Origin of the sequence: Streptomyces sp. TSRI0281, assembly GCF_001905125.1 — a bacterium.
Taxonomy (GTDB): Bacteria; Actinomycetota; Actinomycetes; order Streptomycetales; family Streptomycetaceae; genus Streptomyces.
The window spans coordinates 1-18,294 of sequence record NZ_LWLE01000023.1 but is presented as its reverse complement, the minus strand read 5'-3'; the positions used below and the strand labels follow the sequence as shown (position 1 = coordinate 18,294).

Here is an 18,294-nt window from a genome sequence, read left to right as displayed (position 1 = left end):
ACGGTGGTGCGCTGACCGTCTCCACGGTGGTGCGCAGCCGGCCCGCGGCTGTGCGCTGACTGCTCACGCGGCTGTGTACTGACTGCTCGCGGCAGGCCGGGCCGACCGGGTCACTCAGACCGACGACCCGGTCGAATCCGTTCACCAACTGGCAAAGACGGTCAAAACTGGCCGAAAATGGAGCAACCCCCGCTACGGCCCGTACGTCTCTCCCTCTGGAGAGACGTACGGGCCGTTCGGCATGTTGATGCACATTGGGTGCGATAGTCGGACAAATAGCCCCCAATCGTGATCAAATCGACAGGTGTGCAGCATGGCCGAAATGCCGACCAAGAACAGCGAGCCCGATGTCAGCGTGATCATCGGCGCCTACGAAGCGATGCCCTATCTGGTCCGCTGTCTGGAGTCCGTCGAAGCGCAGACGCTCGGCGCCGGGCGCATGGAGATCGTCGCGGTCGACGACGGCTCCACGGACGGTACGGGGGAGTACCTGGAGGAGTTCGCCGCCCGGACCGACATCCCCATGAGAGTGATCCGGCAGGCCAATTCCGGCGGGCCCAGCGGCCCCCGCAACGTCGGCCTGGGGCTCGCCCGCGGCCGGTACGTCTTCTTCCTCGACGCCGATGACTACTTCGGCGAGGAAGCCCTGGAACGCATGGTCGCGATGGGTGACCGGGCTGGTACGGATGTGGTGCTCGGCAAGGTCGTCGGCGTCAATCGCGGCGCGGCCAAGTCGATGTGGAAGGAGACGGTCGAGCGCGCCGACCTGTATTCCTCCAACATCAAATTCACCCTGAGCGCCCAGAAGCTGTTCCGGCGCGAGCTTCTCGCACGGCTCGGGATGAGATTCGACGAGGAATTGAAGACCGGTGAGGACGCCCTCTTCACCATGGAGGCGTACCTGCGGGGCAGCGGTGTCTCCGTCGTCGCCGACTACACCTGCTACTACCTGGTGGGCCGTGACGACGGCAAGCACGTGACCAAGAGCGGCGGCTACGTTCTGCGGTTCGACTCGGCCAGGGCGCTGATGGGGCTCATCGCCACCCATGTGCCCGCCGGGCCCCACCGCGACGCCCTGATGGTCCGGCCGTTCGTCATCACGCTGCTGCCGCAGTTCGGCCCCAGAATGCTGAAGCAGACGGCCTCGGTGCACCGGAAGAAGATGGCGCTCGCGGCCCCGCTGATGGAGTCCTACTGGACACCGGGGCTCGCGCACCGCCTCAAGGTCCACGAGCGGCTCCGGCTGGTCTGCGTGGCGAAGGGCCGGCTCGACCTGCTGCTCGACGTCGTGCGCTTCCTGCGGGCCAAGGAGGCCCCGGAACTCGTCCGCAGGACGGACCCGGCCCGGCTGTACCTGGCGTATCCGCACTTCGGGGACGGCTCGGGGCTGCCCGACGAGGCGTACGCGGTGACCGTGACCGAGTGGGTCGGCGGTGAGCGCATCCTGCCGCCGGAGCCGCGGCCCTATGTGTCCTTCGCCCGGCGCGCGGTCCGCAAGGCCCGCCGTACGGTGCTGGCGGTCCTGCGCGCACCGCGGGCGCACCGCGTCTGACGGCGGCCGTACCGCGCCCAACTCCGGGCGCGGTACGGCGGATTCACGCTCGGGTGCGATACGGCGGCCCACCGCCGGAGCCCCGTCCCGGAAGTGCCGGGGGCGGGTCGATCCTGTGACTGGGTTCACGTCATACTGTGGGGCAACCATGAGACCGTTGTAGGCGTCTCATTTACGCCCCGTCTTCCTGGGGTTCACCTCTGTACGTCCCCCCGGAAAGGCCCTCCCGCCGTGGCGTCCCTCGAAGCGATTCCCGAAGAGCTCAGCCGGCTCATGAAGTACTTCCCGGAGACCCCGGTCGAGGAGCGTCCCGCCTTCCACAGCGCGGCCAAGGACTTCCTGGCCCAGGCCGCGCCCAAGCTCGTCCGCAAGTTCTCGCCGATGGCCCGGGTCAAGTGGCACCTGGCGGCCAGCGGACGCGGGGACGAGCTGGAGGGCCTGCTCCACTACGAGCGCGAGAACCCCGGCGCCTTCTCGGTCAGGGGCCTGCGGCGGGCCCGGATCGAGCTGCCCGGCGTGGAGAACTCCTCGCTGCCGCCGACCGTGCGCAACTTCAACCGCAGCGAACTGCCCGTACGCGGCAAGCTGCTGGACCTGACCTGGAAGGACGGCCGGCTGGTCGTCCACGGGTACGCGTACATCCCCAACGTCCCCTCCGCGACCGGCAAGCGCTCGCTGCGGGTCGCCGTCCTGCGGCGCCAGGGCAGCCGGAGCACCCTCCCGCTGCGCGTGCGCACGGTCCAGGAGCCCAGGGCGACCGCCGAGGCCAAGGGCGCCCTGCACAACTACGACTGGTCCGGCTTCGAGATCGGCATCGACCCGGCCCGCCTGCGCACCCGCGGCCAGTGGCAGCCGGGCACCTGGCGCCTGGGCGTCGGCATCCCGCGCCCCGGCGGCATGTCCGTCGGCAGCGTGACCAAGAACAACGCGGGCGCCGCGGGCCACAGCAAGGTCCACGTGCTCGACGACGGCGTACGGCTCGTCGCGGGCTTCGACCGCAACCGGCTGAAGCTCACCGTGGACGTTGTCCCCGCCGAGGTCGAGGCCCAGGAAGCGGACGCCGACACCCTCACCGTGACGCTCCGCTCCCGCGCCACGGGCAAGAAGGCCACCGCGCTGCGCATCGACCACGAGGCCAGTGGGTACGCCACCGACCTCCCGCTGGAGAAGGGCGGCACCGGAGCCGACGGCTGGGTCCGCCACACCGCCCGCCTGTCCTTCGCGGACCTCCCCGTCGACGGGGTCACCCCCGGCCGGGCCAGGAAGTACCGCGCGCTCATCGTGTTCGAGGACGGCACCACCCGCCGCGCCACCATCGGACAGAAGCCGGCCACCGGTGTGCACCCGCTGCCCGGCGGACTGGAGTTCGCCGTCCTCACCGACGGAGCGGGCAACTTCACCCCGCAACTGCGGTCCATTCAGCCGGTCGTCGACAGCGTCGAGTGGTCGGCCGGCGGCGAGCTGGTGCTCTCCGGCACGTACACCGGCCCCGCCGAAACGATGAAGCTGATCCTGCGCCACACCGGCCGCAACGAGGACCGGCCGCTCCCCGCGGAGTTCGAGGACGGCCGGTTCACCGCCCGCGTCACGCCGGACAGCATGCCCGCGTACGAGGGCACCCTGCCCCTGCGGGCCGGGCGGTGGCTGCCCTTCCTGCGCGCCCGCGCCGAATGGGACCACACCCGCGACATCCCCGTCACGATCCGCCCCGACCTCGTCGACACCCTGCCGCTGGACCACCGCGGCGCCCACCGGACGTACACCGTGGAGCGGCTCGACTTCGACCGGATCTTCGTGGAGTCCGGGGCGGTCCTCGACCCCGAACTGCGCGGCGCCTACCGCCAGCGGCTGATGCGCGACGTGTACACCCCCGAGCAGCGCGCGCTGCCGCTGCGCGAAGCCGTGCTCTACAACAGCTTCGGCGGCAAGCAGTTCTCCGACTCGCCCCGCGCGGTCTACGAGGAACTGGTGCGCCGCGGGACCGAGGTCGAGCACATCGCGATGGTCCACGACCAGCAGGTCGTCCTCCCGCCCGGGGTGCGCGGCGTGGAGTGGGGCAGCAAGGAGTGGTACGAGGCGCTGGCCCGCAGCCGTTACGTCGTCACCAACGGCGGCATCCGCGAGTGGTTCGTCCGCCGCGAGGGCCAGGTCGTCGTCCAGACCTGGCACGGCACCCCGCTCAAGCGCATCGGCGCCGACCTCCTCGGCACCCCGAAGGCGAACCTGGCCTACATCGCGAGCCTGCCGCAGCGCTCCCGCCAGTACAGCCTGTTCATCACGCCCAACTCCTTCACCACCCCGATCATGACCAACTCCTTCCGGCTGGAGTGCGAGGTACTGGAGGCGGGCTACCCGCGCAACGACGTCTTCCACGCCCCGGACCGGGTGAAGCGGGCATCGGCGGTACGGGAGAAGCTCGGCATCCCCGCGGGCAAGAAGGTCGTCCTGTACGCGCCGACCTGGCGTGACGACCAGCGCTACGGCGGCCGCCGCTTCAAGCTGGACAACCAGATCGACGTCGACGCGGCCCAGCGGGAGCTCGGCGAGGACCATGTGCTGCTGTACCGCAAGCACCACAAGGTCCTCGACAGCATCCCCGGCGCCGGACAGGGCTTCGTCTGGGACGTCACGTACTACCCGGACATCGCCGACCTCTACCTGATCGCCGACGTGCTGATCACGGACTACTCCTCGGTGCTGTTCGACTTCGCGCACTCCGGGCGGCCGATGCTGTTCTTCACATACGACCTGGAGCACTACCGCGACACCCTGCGCGGCTTCTACTTCGACTTCACCTCGCGCGCCCCGGGCCCGCTGATCAAGACGTCGGAGGACCTCGTCTCCGCGATCCGGAACATCGGCGCCGTGACGGAGGAGTACAAGGAGAAGTACGCACAGTTCCGGGTGGACTTCTGCGAACCCTCCGACGGCCGGGCCGCCGCCCGGGTCGTCGACCGCATGCTGACGGTCAACGACGGCTGAGCAGCGGCATCGCCGCTCCCGCCCCGTCCGACCGCAGCCCCGTCCGCCCGCCGCTCCTGCCGCCCCGCTGCCCGCCGTTCCCGCCGTCCGCCGCTGTCCACCGGCCGGAATGGGCGGGCGCGGAGCGTGGCCGCTCGCGTACTGTGCTGAGCCGGGACGGCCCGGCACCACCACCTCACGGCGCCCACGGCCGGCCCTACGGATCCACCGGGCGAGCCAGAGCGAGGAAGCACGTGTCAGCTGCAAGGCCGGAAGTGACCGAAGCCCGCCGGATCGTCGTCAAGGTCGGCTCCTCCTCGCTCACCACGGCGGCGGGCGGCATCGACGCCGACCGGGTCGACGCACTCGTCGACGTACTGGCCAAGGTCAGGAGCGGCGGCGAGCGGGAGGTCGTCCTCGTCTCCAGCGGTGCCATCGCCGCCGGACTCGCCCCGCTCGGCCTGGTCCGCAGGCCCAAGGACCTGGCCCGCCAGCAGGCCGCGGCCAGCGTCGGGCAGGGACTGCTCGTGGCCCGCTACACCGCCTCGTTCGCGCGCTACGGCGTACGCGTCGGCCAGGTGCTCCTCACCGCCGACGACACCAGCCGCCGCGCCCACTACCGCAACGCCTACCGCACCCTCGACCAACTCCTGGACATGGGCGCCCTCCCCGTCGTCAACGAGAACGACACCGTGGCCACCGAGGAGATCCGGTTCGGCGACAACGACCGGCTCGCCGCGCTCGTCGCCCACCTCGTCCACGCCGACCTGCTGGTCCTCCTCTCCGACGTGGACGGCCTCTACGACGGCGACCCGAGCACCCCCGGCACCACCCGCGTCGCCGAGGTCGGCGGCCCCGAGGACCTGGCCGACGTCACGATCGGCAGAGCCGGGAAAGCGGGCGTCGGCACCGGAGGCATGGTCACCAAGGTCGAGGCGGCCAGGATCGCCACCGCCGCCGGTATCCCGGTCGTCCTCACCTCCGCGAGCCGGGCCGCCGACGCCCTCGCCGGCCGCGACACCGGTACGTACTTCCACCGCACCGGACGCCGCTCCGCCGACCGGCTGCTCTGGCTGGCCCACGCCTCCACCCCGAGGGGCGCGCTGACGCTCGACGACGGGGCCGTACGGGCCGTCGTGGAGCGCCGCACCTCGCTGCTGCCCGCCGGAATCTCCGCTGTCGAGGGCGAGTTCACCGCCGGTGACCCCGTGGAGCTGCGCGACCTCCGCGGCCGGCCCGTCGCCCGCGGACTCGTCAACTTCGACGCCAAGGAGATCCCCCAGCTGCTCGGCCGCTCCACCCGCGACCTGGCCAGAGAGCTGGGCCCCGCCTATGAGCGCGAGGTCGTACACAGGGACGATCTGGTCGTTCTCACGCCCCGCCTCGCCCCCTGAATCGGCTGAAAGTCCGGCCTCAGAACAGAGAGCTTCACCAAAACCGCCCCAAGCCCGGCCTCGGACTGGTCAACTTTGTAGCGGGGACACCAGGGGTACACAGCACAGCAACACATTCACAGGAGGCCGCCGGTGAGACGAGCGCGCCCGGGGGCGCCGCCCCGCGGATCGGGCAGCCGCGCCCTGACCAGCGTCGGAGCGGGGGCCGACTTCGACAGGAGTGTGCCCGCGGACCGCACCACCGAGCAGGAGCCGGTGACGGCGAAGGAGGAGCACACCCAGTCGAAGCTGTGGCACATCACCCTCTGCGTCTCGGGAACCGAGACTCCGCTGAAGGAGGTCAGACGCGGCCTGGAACAGCTGGCGCACGACCACCCCTTCCTGCTGACCAGCCGCTACGCCAACGACCATGCGGAGATCCGCTATTGGGAAGAGGCCCGCGACCTGCACGACGCGGCGGCGGTGGCCCTGCGGCTGTGGGGTGAGCACCGCTCCAGCGCCCAGCTCCCGCCCTGGAAGATCGTGGGGCTGGAAGTGATCGACCGGGAGACGTACCACCAGCGCATCGCCGAGGGGTACGGGCCGCCGCCCGCGGCCCCGGTCGGGGTGCACCCGTACTGACCGGTGCATACGTACCGATCGGTGTGTACCCGTACTGATCGGGGTGCATCTGCGCTGATCGGTGCGTACCCGTTCCGATCGGTGCGCACCTGTACTGATCGGTGTGCACCTGTACTGATCGGTGCGCGCCCGTATGGGGACGACCACCCCTCGGGGCGGTCGTCTCGCATCACGGGATACGTGACGGATGTCCGCGGTGTGCGCACTACTCTGCGGGCATGACCACGCTTTCGCCGTACGACAACATGTCCCCGGTCGCGCAGGCCGCCTACCGGGCACGCGCTGCCGCCGCCGACATCGCGCCACTTCCGCGCTCCGCCAAGGACGACGCGCTGCTGGCGATCGCGGACGCACTCGAAGTGCGCACGAGCGAGATCGTCGCGGCCAACGCCGAGGATGTCGACCGCGCCCGCGAGGCCGGGACGAGCGAGGGCATCGTCGACCGGCTCACCCTCACCCCCGAACGGATCCGCGCCATCGCCGCCGACGTACGGGACGTGGCGGCACTGCCCGACCCCGTGGGCGAGGTCGTACGCGGCTCGACCCTGCCCAACGGCATCGACCTGCGCCAGGTCCGGGTGCCGCTCGGCGTGGTCGGGATCATCTACGAGGCCCGGCCCAACGTGACGGTGGACGCGGCGGCCCTGTGCCTGAAGTCCGGCAACGCGGTGCTGCTGCGCGGCTCGTCGTCCGCGTACGCCTCCAACACCGCCCTCGTACGGGTGCTGCGCGACGCCGTCGGCGGCTCGGGTCTGCCGGCCGACGCGGTGCAACTGGTGCCGGGGGAGAGCCGCGACTCGGTACGGGAACTGATGCGGGCCCGCGGTCTGGTCGATGTCCTCATCCCGCGCGGCGGCGCCTCCCTGATCCGCACGGTCGTCGAGGAGTCCACGGTCCCCGTCATCGAGACCGGCACCGGCAACTGCCACGTCTACGTCGACGCGCGGACGGACCTGGCCATGGCCGTCGACATCCTGATCAACTCCAAGGCGCAGCGCCCGAGTGTCTGCAACTCGGCCGAGACCCTGCTGGTCCACAAGGACATCGCCGCCGAGTTCCTGCCGCTCGCCCTGGACGCGCTGGCCGAGGCGGGCGTGACCGTGCACGCCGACGAGCGGGTGCTCGCCCACGCGGAGGGGTCCAAGGCCACGGTGGTCGCGGCGACGGCGGAGGACTGGGAGACCGAGTACCTCTCGTACGACATCGCGGCGGCGGTCGTGGATTCGCTGGATGCGGCCGTGGCGCACATCCGCCTCTGGTCCTCCGGCCACACCGAGGCGATCGTGACCACCTCGCAGGCCGCGGCCCGCCGTTTCACCCAACTGGTGGATTCGACGACGGTCGCGGTGAACGCGTCCACCCGCTTCACGGACGGCGGACAGTTCGGATTCGGCGCCGAGATCGGCATCTCCACGCAGAAGCTGCACGCACGCGGCCCGATGGGACTGCCGGAGCTGACATCGACGAAGTACATCGTCACCGGCGACGGCCACATCAGGTAGTCACCCGATCCGGCACCCGCTGCCCGCTGCCCGCTGCCCGCTGTTCGGCGGGCCGGCGGGCGGCATGTCGGCCCGCCGAACAGCGCCGTGCGGCGGGCCGGAGTGGTCCGCGGAGGATCATGTGGCGGGCCGGATGGGGCCGTGGAGGGTCGTGGTGCGGGCGGGGTGGGCGGGTCGGGTGAGTTTGCGGGCGTCCCTGCCGAAACCGCCCCTTCAGGGCTACGCTGAAGCTGTGCCGGACGACGTGGGGGGCAGGCCGTTCCCGGACGGCTGGGAGCCCGACGACGACCGCGGGGGCGCGGACGAGGACTTCGCCGCCGTGGTGTTCGACGAGGACTTCGTACGGGCCGCAGCGGTCCATGAACCCACCGCGGTGGAGCGACTGCTCGCCGCCGCCCGGGCCCGTGCCGAGGCCGACGCCGCCCGAGCCCGCCGCGGCGGCCCCATGGACGACGACCTCTACGAGGACTTCGGCCGGGGCGGCGCGTACGGCCGCGAGAGGGCGTACGGGGACCCGCTGGACCCCGAAGACGACGACGCGGCCTGCACGGGCCCCTACGGGCGCCACGGCGGCTCCCTGCGCCCCTACCGGGGTGCCGCACGCTGGCACCGCCCGGTGGCCTGGCTGCTCGCCCTCGTGATGGGCGTCGGCATGGTCGCGCTGGCCTTCACCGCCGTCTACCGAGGTGGCTCGGCAAGCCGGGGCGAGCAGGCGCCACCACCGGTGACGAGCGGGGTCGACAAGCCCGGTGCCGATCGGCCCGGTACCGATACGCGCGGCTTCGACAGGCCGGGTGCCGCCCCGTCCGCCTCGGCCGACTACTCCCGCCCGGCGGTCTCCGCAGTCCCACGCACCCCCTGATCCACCCCCTTCCCCCCTGATCCACCCCCTCCCCTGAAACACCCGCCTGGCCCACCCCCTCATCCGGTCGGCCCCGCAGCACGCTCTCCGGTCACCCCACGCACCCCCGAGCCGTCACCGCACCTCCCCGCACCGTTCCCGCACCGTCCCCGCGCGCTCCGTGCCGACCGGCTCGCCGGTCGCCCCGCACAGTTCTCACCCGTCTCCGCGTTTACGTCCGGGGCATTCGACCTACCCTGAAGATGTGACCCCTCTTCGAGGGGGCTTCTCACTGCCGTAAGCCTCCAGGCCGAAGCAGACCGTTACGCACCGACCGTCGGCCGGTGGTGTGGAGATCGGGAGAAGTGGATGACAGGCCGTGGAGAACCACCCGAAGGCCCGCTTGAGAACCCCTCGGGCGGCGAGGACGAGTACCGCTCCCTCGTCTTCGACGAGTCGTTCATCCGGGCTGCCCGGCTACAGGAATTCTCCGCCCAGGAGCGGATGGGTGAGCACGCCCGCGCGGTCCGCTCCCTCCCGGGACGCACTTCCCGCAGCGGCTCCAGAGCCGCCATAGCGCTGGTGGTGCTCATCGCTCTTGCCTTCGCCATGGCCGTCTACATCGGATTCCGCCACCCGTACCCCCAGCCCGCCGTCAGGCGCGCCGAAGCCCTTCGGTCCACCGTGGTCCCCCTCGCGCCCCGGGGCACCGTGCCGGGCGGGACCCCCACCCACCTGTACGCGACGAGCCCGGCCGCGGAATACCCGACCGGCGCCGACGGCATCAACCTCCCCTCGGTCCGCCGTACGAAGAACTTCTCGGACAGCCAGGTGATGGCGGGCCTGGCCATCGCCAAGGACTACCTGGTGGAGTCCTCACTGAACCCCGATGTCCTGAGCGGCCAGGCCCTGCGCCCCGTCGAGCATCTGCTCGACCCTGACCAGACGGCCCAGTTCGAACGCAGCATGGACGCCCCCGCCGACGACGGACAGCACGCGGCGACAGGATGGCTGGTGCGCTTCGACCCGGCCGACGCGGAGCTGGCGGATCCGCAGATCCGGGTCCAGGGAACCCTCTCCTACGCCGAGACGGAGTCCGGCACCCTGGAGGTGGTGTCGGACCACACCTTCACGTACACCCTGCGCCCCGCGGCCACGGGACCCGGCGGGCAGGGCGCCGCCTCCCTGTTCACCGTGCGGCGCGAGCTGCACTTCCGGTTCGACCGCGAGGACCTGCGGCTGCACCGGGCGGAGCTGCGCACGGCCTACGTGCAGGCCGGACCGCAGTCCTGCTCGGCAGAGGTGGCCGGTGCGCTGCGCCCCCTGCTCGCCGGGGAACGGGCGGACAACCGGGGCCCGGCCGGGACCGACCCGTACGCCATGGGCCGGCCCACCGCGGCGATGTGCGGAACGCTGGCGGTCAGCTCCCCGTCGTCCCCGGCCCCTCCTCAGGGTTCTGCGGCCGGCCGGGCTCCTCGGACCGGCCCGTAGCGGACCCGCCGCCACTGCCCCCGCCGGTGAACTTGTCGCGCAGCTTGCCGCCCAGGTCTCCCGCGCCGCCGGCGATGTCACCGACGAGCTTCATCAGCGGGTCCTTGCTGGTGCGCACCGTGTCGGCGTAGTGCGAGGCGGACTCCCGGAACGAGTCGGTCACCGAGGTGTTCTTGTCCTCGTCGCGCCGCGGGTAGTGGCCGTCCATGATCCGCTGGTAGTCGCGGGTCTCCGACCACTTCTTCAGCTCGGCGGCCCGCACCGTGGTGAAGGGGTGGGTCCGGGGCAGCACATTGAGGATCTTGAGCACGGAGTCGCGCAGATCGCCGCCCTTCTCGTACTCGTCGGCCTGCGCGAGGAAGGCGTCGACATTCATCTCGTGGAGGTGATTGCCACCGGCGATCTTCATCAGACCGCGCATCGACGCATTGAGGTCCTGGCCGACCAGCAGTCCGGCCCGGTCGGCGGACAGCTCGGACTTGCGGAACCACTCGCGCAGCGCCGTCACGATCGCCATGATCGCGACATTGCCGAGCGGGATCCAGGCCACCTTCAGGGCGAGGTTGGTGAGGAAGAGCAATATCGTGCGGTACACCGAGTGCCCGGAGAGGGCGTGGCCCACCTCGTGGCCCACCACCGCCCGCATCTCCTCCTCGTCGAGCAGTTCCACCAGCCCTGTCGTCACCACGATGATCGGCTCGTCGAGGCCGATACACATGGCGTTGGGCTGCGGGTCCTGGTTGACATACATCGGCGGGACCTTCTCCAGGTCCAGGATGTAACAGGCGTCCCGCAGCATGTCGTTGAGGTGAGTGAACTGCGCGTCGCTCACCCGGACGGAGTCGGACAGGAAGAGAAGTCGCAGACTGCGCTCCGGGAGCAGCCCGCTGAGCGCCTTGAACACGGTGTCGAAGCCGGTCAGCTTGCGCAGGGCAACCAGGGCCGAACGGTCCGCCGGGTGTTCGTACGCCCGGGAAGAAATACCCGGGAATCGCTTGCGCTGCCTGCTCGGCACGTTCTCGTGACTGCTGTCGGTCATGGATGGCCCCCTGTTCGTACGAGACGTCGCTCGTCCCCCTGACAAATGCCAGCGTATGTGCTGGCGCTACGGTGTGCGGGGGGCTGTGGATAACTATGAGGAGCGCCCGAAATGCCGCACACCGTCGCACTGCTCGCCGCCGCATCCGAGGAGCAGGGACCGGGCAACACCCTCCGGATCGTGCTGCTCGTGTCGATCGTCGGAGCCGCTCTGCTCGCCTGGTTCCTGCTGCGTGGATACCGCAACGACGACAACAACGACTGAGTCGGCGTGAGCGTGCCCGGGGCGCCCGCATACGATGTGCCCGACGTCTTCCTTCCGACTCCCGATCGATAGGTCCTGCTGAAGATGAGCCTCACGAGCACTGCCCACCAGCTGGTCACTCTCGCCTCCGAGGGCGGCGCGGGCGGCAACCACGAAAGCCTCAACCCTTACCTGACCGGTGGTGGCGCGTTCCTCGCGCTGATGTTCCTGCTCTGGGTCACCACCCGCTTCAACCGCGACCGCTGAGGCGGAGGCGTACAACCGTGCCAGTAGGCTCTGCACGCATGGGAGAGCAGAAAGTGCCTACCGGCCCCGGCAAGCGCCGACTCGGCGTGATGGGCGGGACTTTTGACCCGATTCATCATGGACACCTGGTGGCGGCCAGTGAAGTGGCCGCCCAGTTCCACCTCGATGAGGTCATCTTCGTCCCGACCGGGCAGCCGTGGCAGAAGAGCCACAAGCAGGTCTCCCCGGCCGAAGACCGCTATCTGATGACGGTCATCGCCACGGCGTCCAACCCGCAGTTCTCGGTCAGCCGCAGCGACATCGACCGTGGCGGACCGACGTACACGATCGATACGCTGCGGGACCTGCGCGAGGTCCACGGCGACGCGGACCTCTTCTTCATCACCGGCGCCGACGCGTTGTCCCAGATCCTTACCTGGCGGGACGCGGAGGAGCTGTTCTCGCTCTCCCACTTCATCGGTGTGACCCGGCCGGGTCACGTGCTCACGGACGACGGGCTGCCGGAGGGTGGTGTCTCCCTCGTGGAGGTTCCGGCGCTGGCGATCTCGTCCACGGACTGCCGTGGGAGGGTCGCGCAGGGGGATCCGGTCTGGTACTTGGTGCCGGACGGTGTGGTCCGCTACATCGACAAGCGCCAGCTGTACCGCGGCGAATGAGCCACGGAGAGGGGCACCGGTGAACGACCGACAGAACCCGTACGACCCGTACTACCAGCAGCCGCAGATCATCGGCTACGACGAGTACGGGCAACCGGTGTACCAGCAGCAGGGGCAGCAGCAGTACGACCCCTACGCGCCTCAGCAGAGCCAGCAGGTTCCGCAAGGCCAGCAGATTGAGCAGGGGCAGCAGGGCCAGCAGATTCAGCAGGGCCAGGGCCAGGCTCCGGACCAGGGGTACGGATACGACGCGTACGCCCAGCCGCAGCAGCCCCAGTACCCGCAACAGCCCGAACAGCCCCAGTACCCGCAGCAGTACGACCCGTACGTGGAGCAGCCCCAGCAGGTCCAGGGCGCGGATCAGGGGTACGGCTACGGGAACTACGCCAACTACGGCTACGACACCGGGCAGCAGACGGCCGCGGTCGACACCGCCCAGCAGTGGGACATCCCGCACCAGGGCTCCGCCCCCGCTCCGGCCCAGCCTGTCGGGGAGCCCGCCCGACCCGCCGAGGAGCCCGTCAGGGAACCCGAGGCGCCCGCGGATCAGGAACCCCTCGTTCCGGGTCAGCGGCGTCCCGCCGACTACGGCACCGAGCAGTTCTCGTTCATCGAGGAGCCCGACGAGGACTCCGAAGACGTCATCGACTGGCTGAAGTTCACCGAAAGCCGCAGCGAACGGCGTGAGGAAGCGCGGCGCAAGGGCCGTAACCGGATGGTCGCGCTCATAGTCGTCGTCGCGCTCGTCGTGGTCGGCGGGGTCGGCTACCTCTGGTCCGCCGACAAGATCCCCGGCCTCTCCGGCTCGGACGAGAAGAACAGCACCGTCGCCGGTCCGCAGCAGCGGGACGTCATCGTGGTGCATCTGCACAACACCAAGAAGGGCGGCACCTCCACGGCGCTGCTCGTCGACAACACCACCACCAAGCAGGGCACCACCATCCTGCTCCCCAACTCACTCGCCGTCGCTTCCGACGACGGCACCACCACGACGCTCGGCAAGTCCGTCGACGAGGACGGCAGCACCGGCACCCGTGAGTCGATCGACACCCTTCTGGGCACCAAGATCAGCGGTACATGGCGGCTGGACACTCCGTACCTGGAGAACCTTGTCGAGCTGGTCGGCAACATCGAGGTCGACACCGATACCGATGTGCCCGATGCCAAGAAGGGCGCCGCGCCCCTCGTGAACAAGGGCGAGTCCCAGACGCTGAGCGGTCCGATGGCCGTCGCCTACGCCACGTACCGCGGTGAGGGCGAGCCCGAGGCGAAGCAGCTGCTGCGCTTCGGACAGGTCGTGCGAGGGGTCCTGCGGAAGCTCTCGGAGGACCCGAAGGCCGCCACCGTCACCGTGGAGACGCTGGCCCAGATCCTCGACCCGTCACTGCCCGAGCGGGACCTGGGGGTCTCGCTGGCCAAGCTGGCCGGGCACGCCAAGGTCGGCGACTACAAGACGGCGCTGCTGCCGGTCCAGGACGACGGCACCCTCACCGACAAGGCCACGGAGAGCGTCGTCAAGGACATCCTGGGCGGCACGGTGAAGGCCCCGGACCAGGACGCGGCCGTCCGCGTCGGTGTCAGGAACGCCACCGGCAACGCGAACGGCGGCGAGGCGGCCCGGGTCCAGCTGGTCAATGGCGGTTACGCCTACGTCGACAGCGGGAAGGCGGACACCGAGGCATCGTCGGAGGTGCTGTACCGGACCGCCGAGGACAAGGCGAAGGCGACCGAGGTCGCCAAGACGCTGGGGCTGCCGGCGGAGGACGTGAAGCAGGGCAAGCCCGCCGCGAACGCCGACGTATCGGTCGTGCTCGGTCAGAACTACAAGATCAAATAGTGCGCGGTGGCGCCCTGCGCCGGCCACCGGAGATCGCCGTGGAGCATCGCAGTAAGGGCTGTCGGCGGTCCGTGAGACCCTAGAGGTTGATCTGACCGCCGACGAAAGCCTGCATGTGACCGCCACGGACCGCTCCATCGAGCTCATCAACGCCGCCGCTCAGGCGGCCGCCGACCGGCTCGCGCACGACATCATCGCCTACGACGTCAGTGATGTGCTGTCGATCACCGACGCCTTCCTGCTGGCCTCGGCCCCCAATGACCGCCAGGTCAAGTCGATCGTCGACGAGATCGAGGAGCGGCTCCAGAAGGAGCTCGGCGCCAAGCCGGTGCGCCGTGAGGGCGACCGCGACGCCCGCTGGATCCTCCTCGACTATGTCGACATCGTGATCCACGTCCAGCACAGCGAGGAGCGCGTCTTCTACGCGCTTGAGCGCCTGTGGAAGGACTGCCCCGAGATCGCGCTCCCCGACGACGCGATCAAGACCCGCGGCAAGGCCGAGGAGCACGCCCAGCTCAACGGTGGCACGGAAGGTGACCTGAGCTGAACGGCAGCAGCAGCGGCAGGGGCCGCAGGATCGTCCTCTGGCGGCACGGCCAGACGGCGTGGAATCTGGAGCGCCGTTTCCAGGGCTCCACGGACATCGAGCTCACCGATGCCGGCGTCGGGCAGGCCCGCCGGGCCGCCCGGCTGCTCGCCTCGTTGCAGCCGGACGCGATCGTCGCCTCGGACCTGCGGCGGGCGGCGGCGACGGCCGCCGAGCTCGCTGCCGTCACGGGCCTCGAAGTCGCCCACGACTCCGCGCTGCGCGAGACGTACGCGGGCGCCTGGCAGGGCCTTACGCACGAAGAGATCATCGGGCAGTACGGCGAGCAGTACGCGGCCTGGAAGCGCGGTGAGCCCGTGCGCCGGGGTGGTGGCGAACTGGAGACCGAGGTGGCCGACCGGGCTGCCCCGGTGGTCCTGGAGCATGCCGCGAAACTGCCCGACGCGGGCACGCTCGTCGTGGCCAGCCACGGGGGCACGATCAGGACGACCATCGGCCGTCTGCTGGGCCTGGAAGCGCACCACTGGGAAGGGCTGGGCGGACTCACCAACTGCTGCTGGTCCGTGCTGGGCGAGGGTGCGCGCGGCTGGCGCCTGCTGGAGCACAACGCGGGGACGCTCCCCGAACCTGTGCTCGGCGACGACGATTAGGCGGTGCCCGCGGACCGTCTCCGGGCGGCCTCGGCCGGATTTCACTTTCTGGCTGGTCACAGGCTAAAGTTCTTCTTGTTCGCAGCGCGGAAACGCAGGGAAACACAGCGAACAGCGGGGCTATAGCTCAGTTGGTAGAGCGCCTGCATGGCATGCAGGAGGTCAGGAGTTCAATTCTCCTTAGCTCCACAATCAAGATCCCGTCCCTTTCAGGGGCGGGATCTTTGCCGTATCTCCTCCGTGCCGTCCTGCCCCGTTCTGTGCGTCCTGTGCGGCCTCTGCCGGTTCGCGGGCTGACCCCCTTGCGGGGTCATGGCAGAATCGGAGCGCCGGAGGGGGCGATGGACCGATCGGGAGGGAGCGCGATGCCTGCGAGTCGCGAGCAGGTCCCCGACCTGCCCCTTGTTCCCGTCTCGCCCCCCGGTTCCGTAACTCCCGAAGATCGATCCCGTCTCGGCTGCCCGTCCTGCGGTTCGTCCCACGTGGCTCAAGCGCCGGGTGGCAACAGCGGGGTCTCATACGTGTGTACGGCCTGCGGCCACAGCTGGAGCTGACTGATGGGTGCGCACAGGCGGAAGTGTGACTGGTGCGGCAGCGGTACGCCCATCGTCAGGGATATGGACCCGATCAATCCGGATTACCAGTACTGGTGCGAGGAGTGCGCGCGGGCGCTGATCATAAAAGGCGACCCCATCGAGACCTACCGCGAGCTGGAGGGGGAGCCGATCTACGGGCGGCTCCTGGAGGAGCACTGCACCCTCAAGCGCTTCTACTCCTTCGCGACGGCATGACGACGGGGACATGGTGACGTAGCTGCTATTCGGGCATACCGGTTCAAATGGGAAACGATTTGGTGGAGGGCCGGGGGGACCGTGTAATGTTCTCGATGTCGCCAAGGGAAACCGGGCGGCGCGCAGCGAGGGGCTATAGCTCAGTTGGTAGAGCGCCTGCATGGCATGCAGGAGGTCAGGAGTTCAATTCTCCTTAGCTCCACAGTAGGGAAGCGGGTCATCCGAATCGGATGGCCCGCTTTCTCGTTGTCCGGCCACGTCCGCCGGGGTGCGCCGGGGTGCGACCACGTTCCGCCGGGTACGACCGCGCTCCGCCGGGGTGCGACCACGTTCACCCTGTTCGCGCGCGCCGGCTCGCTTCCGCTTACCTCCGTGTTCGCGGAGCGCCCCCGCTTCCCGGGCGATCCGTCGGAGGCCGGTTGTCCACAGGCCGGTTGCTCCCGGCCCGGCTCCGGGTCCGTGCGGTACCCTGACGCCATGCGTGCCGTACGACTTCTGCTTAGCGAGCCGCGCTGATCAGTCCCGACCGGTGAGAATGCCTGGTCGGAATCGGCGCGGCGTCCCCTCCTGTGCGAGGGGATTTTTCGTTTCGGTAGACGCGTGTCCGTAGACATGGGCGCCGGCAGATGACGATCGATGGAGCTTTGAGGATCATGAGCGAGACGAATTCCGCAGCCGAGACAGCTGCGCCGCACCGCTACACGGCGGCGATGGCCGCCGACATCGAGGCACGCTGGCAGGACTTCTGGGACGCCGAGGGGACCTACGAGGCGCCGAACCCCACCGGTGATCTGGCGGGCGACCCCGAGCTGGCCGCCAAGCCGAAGAAGTTCATCATGGACATGTTCCCGTACCCCTCGGGTGCGGGCCTGCATGTCGGTCACCCGCTGGGCTATATCGCCACTGACGTCTTCGCCCGGCACCAGCGGATGACCGGCCACAACGTCCTGCACACCCTGGGCTTCGACGCCTTCGGGCTGCCCGCGGAGCAGTACGCCGTGCAGACCGGCACGCACCCGCGGGTCTCCACCGAGGCCAACATGGCGAACATGAAGTTCCAGCTGCGCCGACTGGGCCTGGGCCACGACAAACGCCGCTCATTCGCGACGATCGACGCCGAGTACTACAAGTGGACCCAGTGGATCTTCCTGCAGATCTTCAACTCCTGGTACGACACGGAGGCCGACAAGGCACGGCCGATCGCCGACCTGGTCGCGCAGTTCGAGAGCGGGTCGCGTGCGACTCCCGACGGCCGTGAGTGGAGCGCGCTGAGTGCCGCCGAGCGTGCCGAGGTCCTGGGCGAGTACCGCCTGGCGTACGCCTCCGACGCGCCCGTCAACTGGTCGCCGGGCCTGGGTACCGTCCTGGCCAACGAAGAGGTCACCGCCGACGGGCGTTCCGAGCGGGGCAACTTCCCCGTGTTCAAGGCCAAGCTGCGCCAGTGGAACATGCGCATCACCGCCTACGCGGACCGGCTGCTGGACGACCTGGACCCGCTGGACTGGCCCGAGGCGATCAAGCTGCAGCAGCGGAACTGGATCGGCCGGTCCGAGGGCGCGCGCGTGGACTTCCCGGTCGACGGCGCGGGCAGCATCACCGTGTTCACCACCCGCCAGGACACCCTGTTCGGCGCGACCTACATGGTGCTGGCCCCCGAGCACGACCTGATCGAGCGGATCATCCCGGCCGCCTGGCCCGAGGGCACCCACCCGGTGTGGACCGGCGGCCACGCGACTCCGGCCGAGGCCGTCACCGCGTACCGCAAGCAGGCCGCGGCCAAGTCCGAAGTCGAGCGGCAGGCCGAGGCCAAGGACAAGACCGGCGTCTTCACCGGCGCGTACGCGGCCAACCCGGTCAGCGGCGAGAAGGTGCCCGTCTTCATCGCCGACTACGTCCTGATGG

At 69.8% G+C, this 18,294-nt stretch carries 16 protein-coding genes and 2 tRNA genes; 17 read left to right on the top strand and 1 reads right to left on the bottom strand.

Features of this window, described 5'->3' with window-relative positions; all coding sequences use genetic code 11:
• Window positions 1-313 precede the first annotated feature (313 nt).
• The 7 genes from A6A29_RS25225 to A6A29_RS25195 all read left to right on the top strand — a co-directional run bounded on the left by A6A29_RS25225 (window position 314) and on the right by A6A29_RS25195 (window position 10,362).
• Window positions 314-1,552: a glycosyltransferase family 2 protein gene (locus A6A29_RS25225; RefSeq protein WP_073723117.1), complete on the top strand. Its 1,239-nt coding sequence runs from the start codon at window positions 314-316 to the stop codon at window positions 1,550-1,552.
• Between the two features lie 231 nt (window positions 1,553-1,783).
• Window positions 1,784-4,534 (top strand): CDP-glycerol glycerophosphotransferase family protein, encoded by a 2,751-nt coding sequence (locus A6A29_RS25220; RefSeq protein ID WP_073723115.1) that lies wholly within the window; start codon window positions 1,784-1,786, stop codon window positions 4,532-4,534.
• Window positions 4,535-4,788: 254 nt separating this feature from the next.
• Window positions 4,789-5,907: a glutamate 5-kinase gene (gene proB / locus A6A29_RS25215; RefSeq protein ID WP_073723113.1), complete on the top strand. Its 1,119-nt coding sequence runs from the start codon at window positions 4,789-4,791 to the stop codon at window positions 5,905-5,907.
• Window positions 5,908-6,039: 132 nt separating this feature from the next.
• Window positions 6,040-6,528, top strand: a complete 489-nt coding sequence (locus tag A6A29_RS25210) for a hypothetical protein (protein WP_073723111.1) — start codon at window positions 6,040-6,042, stop codon at window positions 6,526-6,528.
• 218 nt (window positions 6,529-6,746) lie between these two features.
• The gene (locus tag A6A29_RS25205; RefSeq protein WP_073723109.1) at window positions 6,747-8,030 is read left to right on the top strand and encodes a glutamate-5-semialdehyde dehydrogenase; all 1,284 of its coding nucleotides are present in this window, start codon (window positions 6,747-6,749) and stop codon (window positions 8,028-8,030) included.
• A 232-nt stretch (window positions 8,031-8,262) separates the two neighbouring features.
• Window positions 8,263-8,892: an SCO2584 family spore wall biosynthesis protein gene (locus tag A6A29_RS25200; RefSeq protein ID WP_073723106.1), complete on the top strand. Its 630-nt coding sequence runs from the start codon at window positions 8,263-8,265 to the stop codon at window positions 8,890-8,892.
• A gap of 348 nt (window positions 8,893-9,240) precedes the next feature.
• A complete protein-coding gene (locus tag A6A29_RS25195) occupies window positions 9,241-10,362 on the top strand; it encodes an SCO2583 family membrane protein (RefSeq protein ID WP_073723104.1) in 1,122 nt (373 codons plus the stop codon).
• Here the strand turns inward: A6A29_RS25195 and A6A29_RS25190 are convergent.
• Window positions 10,292-11,401 carry a M48 family metallopeptidase gene (locus A6A29_RS25190; RefSeq protein WP_073723102.1) on the bottom strand — a complete coding sequence of 370 codons (1,110 nt, stop codon included), beginning with the start codon at window positions 11,399-11,401 and terminating at the stop codon, window positions 10,292-10,294. The two genes, A6A29_RS25195 and A6A29_RS25190, sit on opposite strands and share 71 nt — an antisense overlap.
• A 111-nt stretch (window positions 11,402-11,512) precedes the next feature.
• Between A6A29_RS25190 and A6A29_RS45930 the strand changes: the two genes are divergently transcribed.
• The 10 genes from A6A29_RS45930 to A6A29_RS25150 all read left to right on the top strand — a co-directional run.
• Entirely contained in the window at window positions 11,513-11,665 is a 153-nt protein-coding gene (locus tag A6A29_RS45930) for a hypothetical protein (RefSeq protein ID WP_198953220.1), read from the top strand.
• Window positions 11,666-11,749: 84 nt separating this feature from the next.
• Window positions 11,750-11,911 carry a hypothetical protein gene (locus A6A29_RS45925; protein WP_198953217.1) on the top strand — a complete coding sequence of 54 codons (162 nt, stop codon included), beginning with the start codon at window positions 11,750-11,752 and terminating at the stop codon, window positions 11,909-11,911.
• 38 nt (window positions 11,912-11,949) lie between these two features.
• Window positions 11,950-12,567 (top strand): nicotinate-nucleotide adenylyltransferase, encoded by a 618-nt coding sequence (gene nadD, locus A6A29_RS25185; protein WP_073723100.1) that lies wholly within the window; start codon window positions 11,950-11,952, stop codon window positions 12,565-12,567.
• 19 nt (window positions 12,568-12,586) lie between these two features.
• Complete coding sequence (locus A6A29_RS25180; protein ID WP_073723098.1) at window positions 12,587-14,404, top strand: LCP family protein; 1,818 nt, start codon at window positions 12,587-12,589, stop codon at window positions 14,402-14,404.
• Between the two features lie 115 nt (window positions 14,405-14,519).
• Entirely contained in the window at window positions 14,520-14,951 is a 432-nt protein-coding gene (gene rsfS / locus A6A29_RS25175) for a ribosome silencing factor (RefSeq protein WP_073723096.1), read from the top strand.
• Window positions 14,948-15,601 carry a histidine phosphatase family protein gene (locus tag A6A29_RS25170; protein ID WP_073723094.1) on the top strand — a complete coding sequence of 218 codons (654 nt, stop codon included), beginning with the start codon at window positions 14,948-14,950 and terminating at the stop codon, window positions 15,599-15,601. The genes rsfS and A6A29_RS25170 overlap by 4 nt, the downstream gene beginning before the upstream one ends.
• Before the next feature lie 116 nt (window positions 15,602-15,717).
• Window positions 15,718-15,790 (top strand) — tRNA-Ala (locus A6A29_RS25165).
• Window positions 15,791-16,158: 368 nt separating this feature from the next.
• Entirely contained in the window at window positions 16,159-16,392 is a 234-nt protein-coding gene (locus A6A29_RS25160; RefSeq protein ID WP_073723092.1) for a hypothetical protein, read from the top strand.
• 129 nt (window positions 16,393-16,521) lie between these two features.
• A tRNA-Ala gene (locus tag A6A29_RS25155) sits at window positions 16,522-16,594 on the top strand.
• Window positions 16,595-17,045: 451 nt separating this feature from the next.
• Window positions 17,046-18,294: class I tRNA ligase family protein (locus A6A29_RS25150; RefSeq protein ID WP_143197077.1), on the top strand; the 1,249-nt coding region annotated here is incomplete at its 3' end.

Bases quoted from the DNA above. Each gene is read 5' to 3' on its own strand.
- A6A29_RS25160 (WP_073723092.1), top strand. From the start codon at position 16,159: ATGGGTGCGCACAGGCGGAAGTGTGACTGGTGCGGCAGCGGTACGCCC.
- A6A29_RS25205 (WP_073723109.1), top strand. From the start codon at position 6,747: ATGACCACGCTTTCGCCGTACGACAACATGTCCCCGGTCGCGCAGGCC.
- A6A29_RS45925 (WP_198953217.1), top strand. From the start codon at position 11,750: ATGAGCCTCACGAGCACTGCCCACCAGCTGGTCACTCTCGCCTCCGAG.
- nadD (WP_073723100.1), top strand. From the start codon at position 11,950: ATGGGAGAGCAGAAAGTGCCTACCGGCCCCGGCAAGCGCCGACTCGGC.
- A6A29_RS25190 (WP_073723102.1), bottom strand. From the start codon at position 11,401: ATGACCGACAGCAGTCACGAGAACGTGCCGAGCAGGCAGCGCAAGCGA.
- A6A29_RS45930 (WP_198953220.1), top strand. From the start codon at position 11,513: ATGCCGCACACCGTCGCACTGCTCGCCGCCGCATCCGAGGAGCAGGGA.
- A6A29_RS25225 (WP_073723117.1), top strand. From the start codon at position 314: ATGGCCGAAATGCCGACCAAGAACAGCGAGCCCGATGTCAGCGTGATC.
- A6A29_RS25195 (WP_073723104.1), top strand. From the start codon at position 9,241: ATGACAGGCCGTGGAGAACCACCCGAAGGCCCGCTTGAGAACCCCTCG.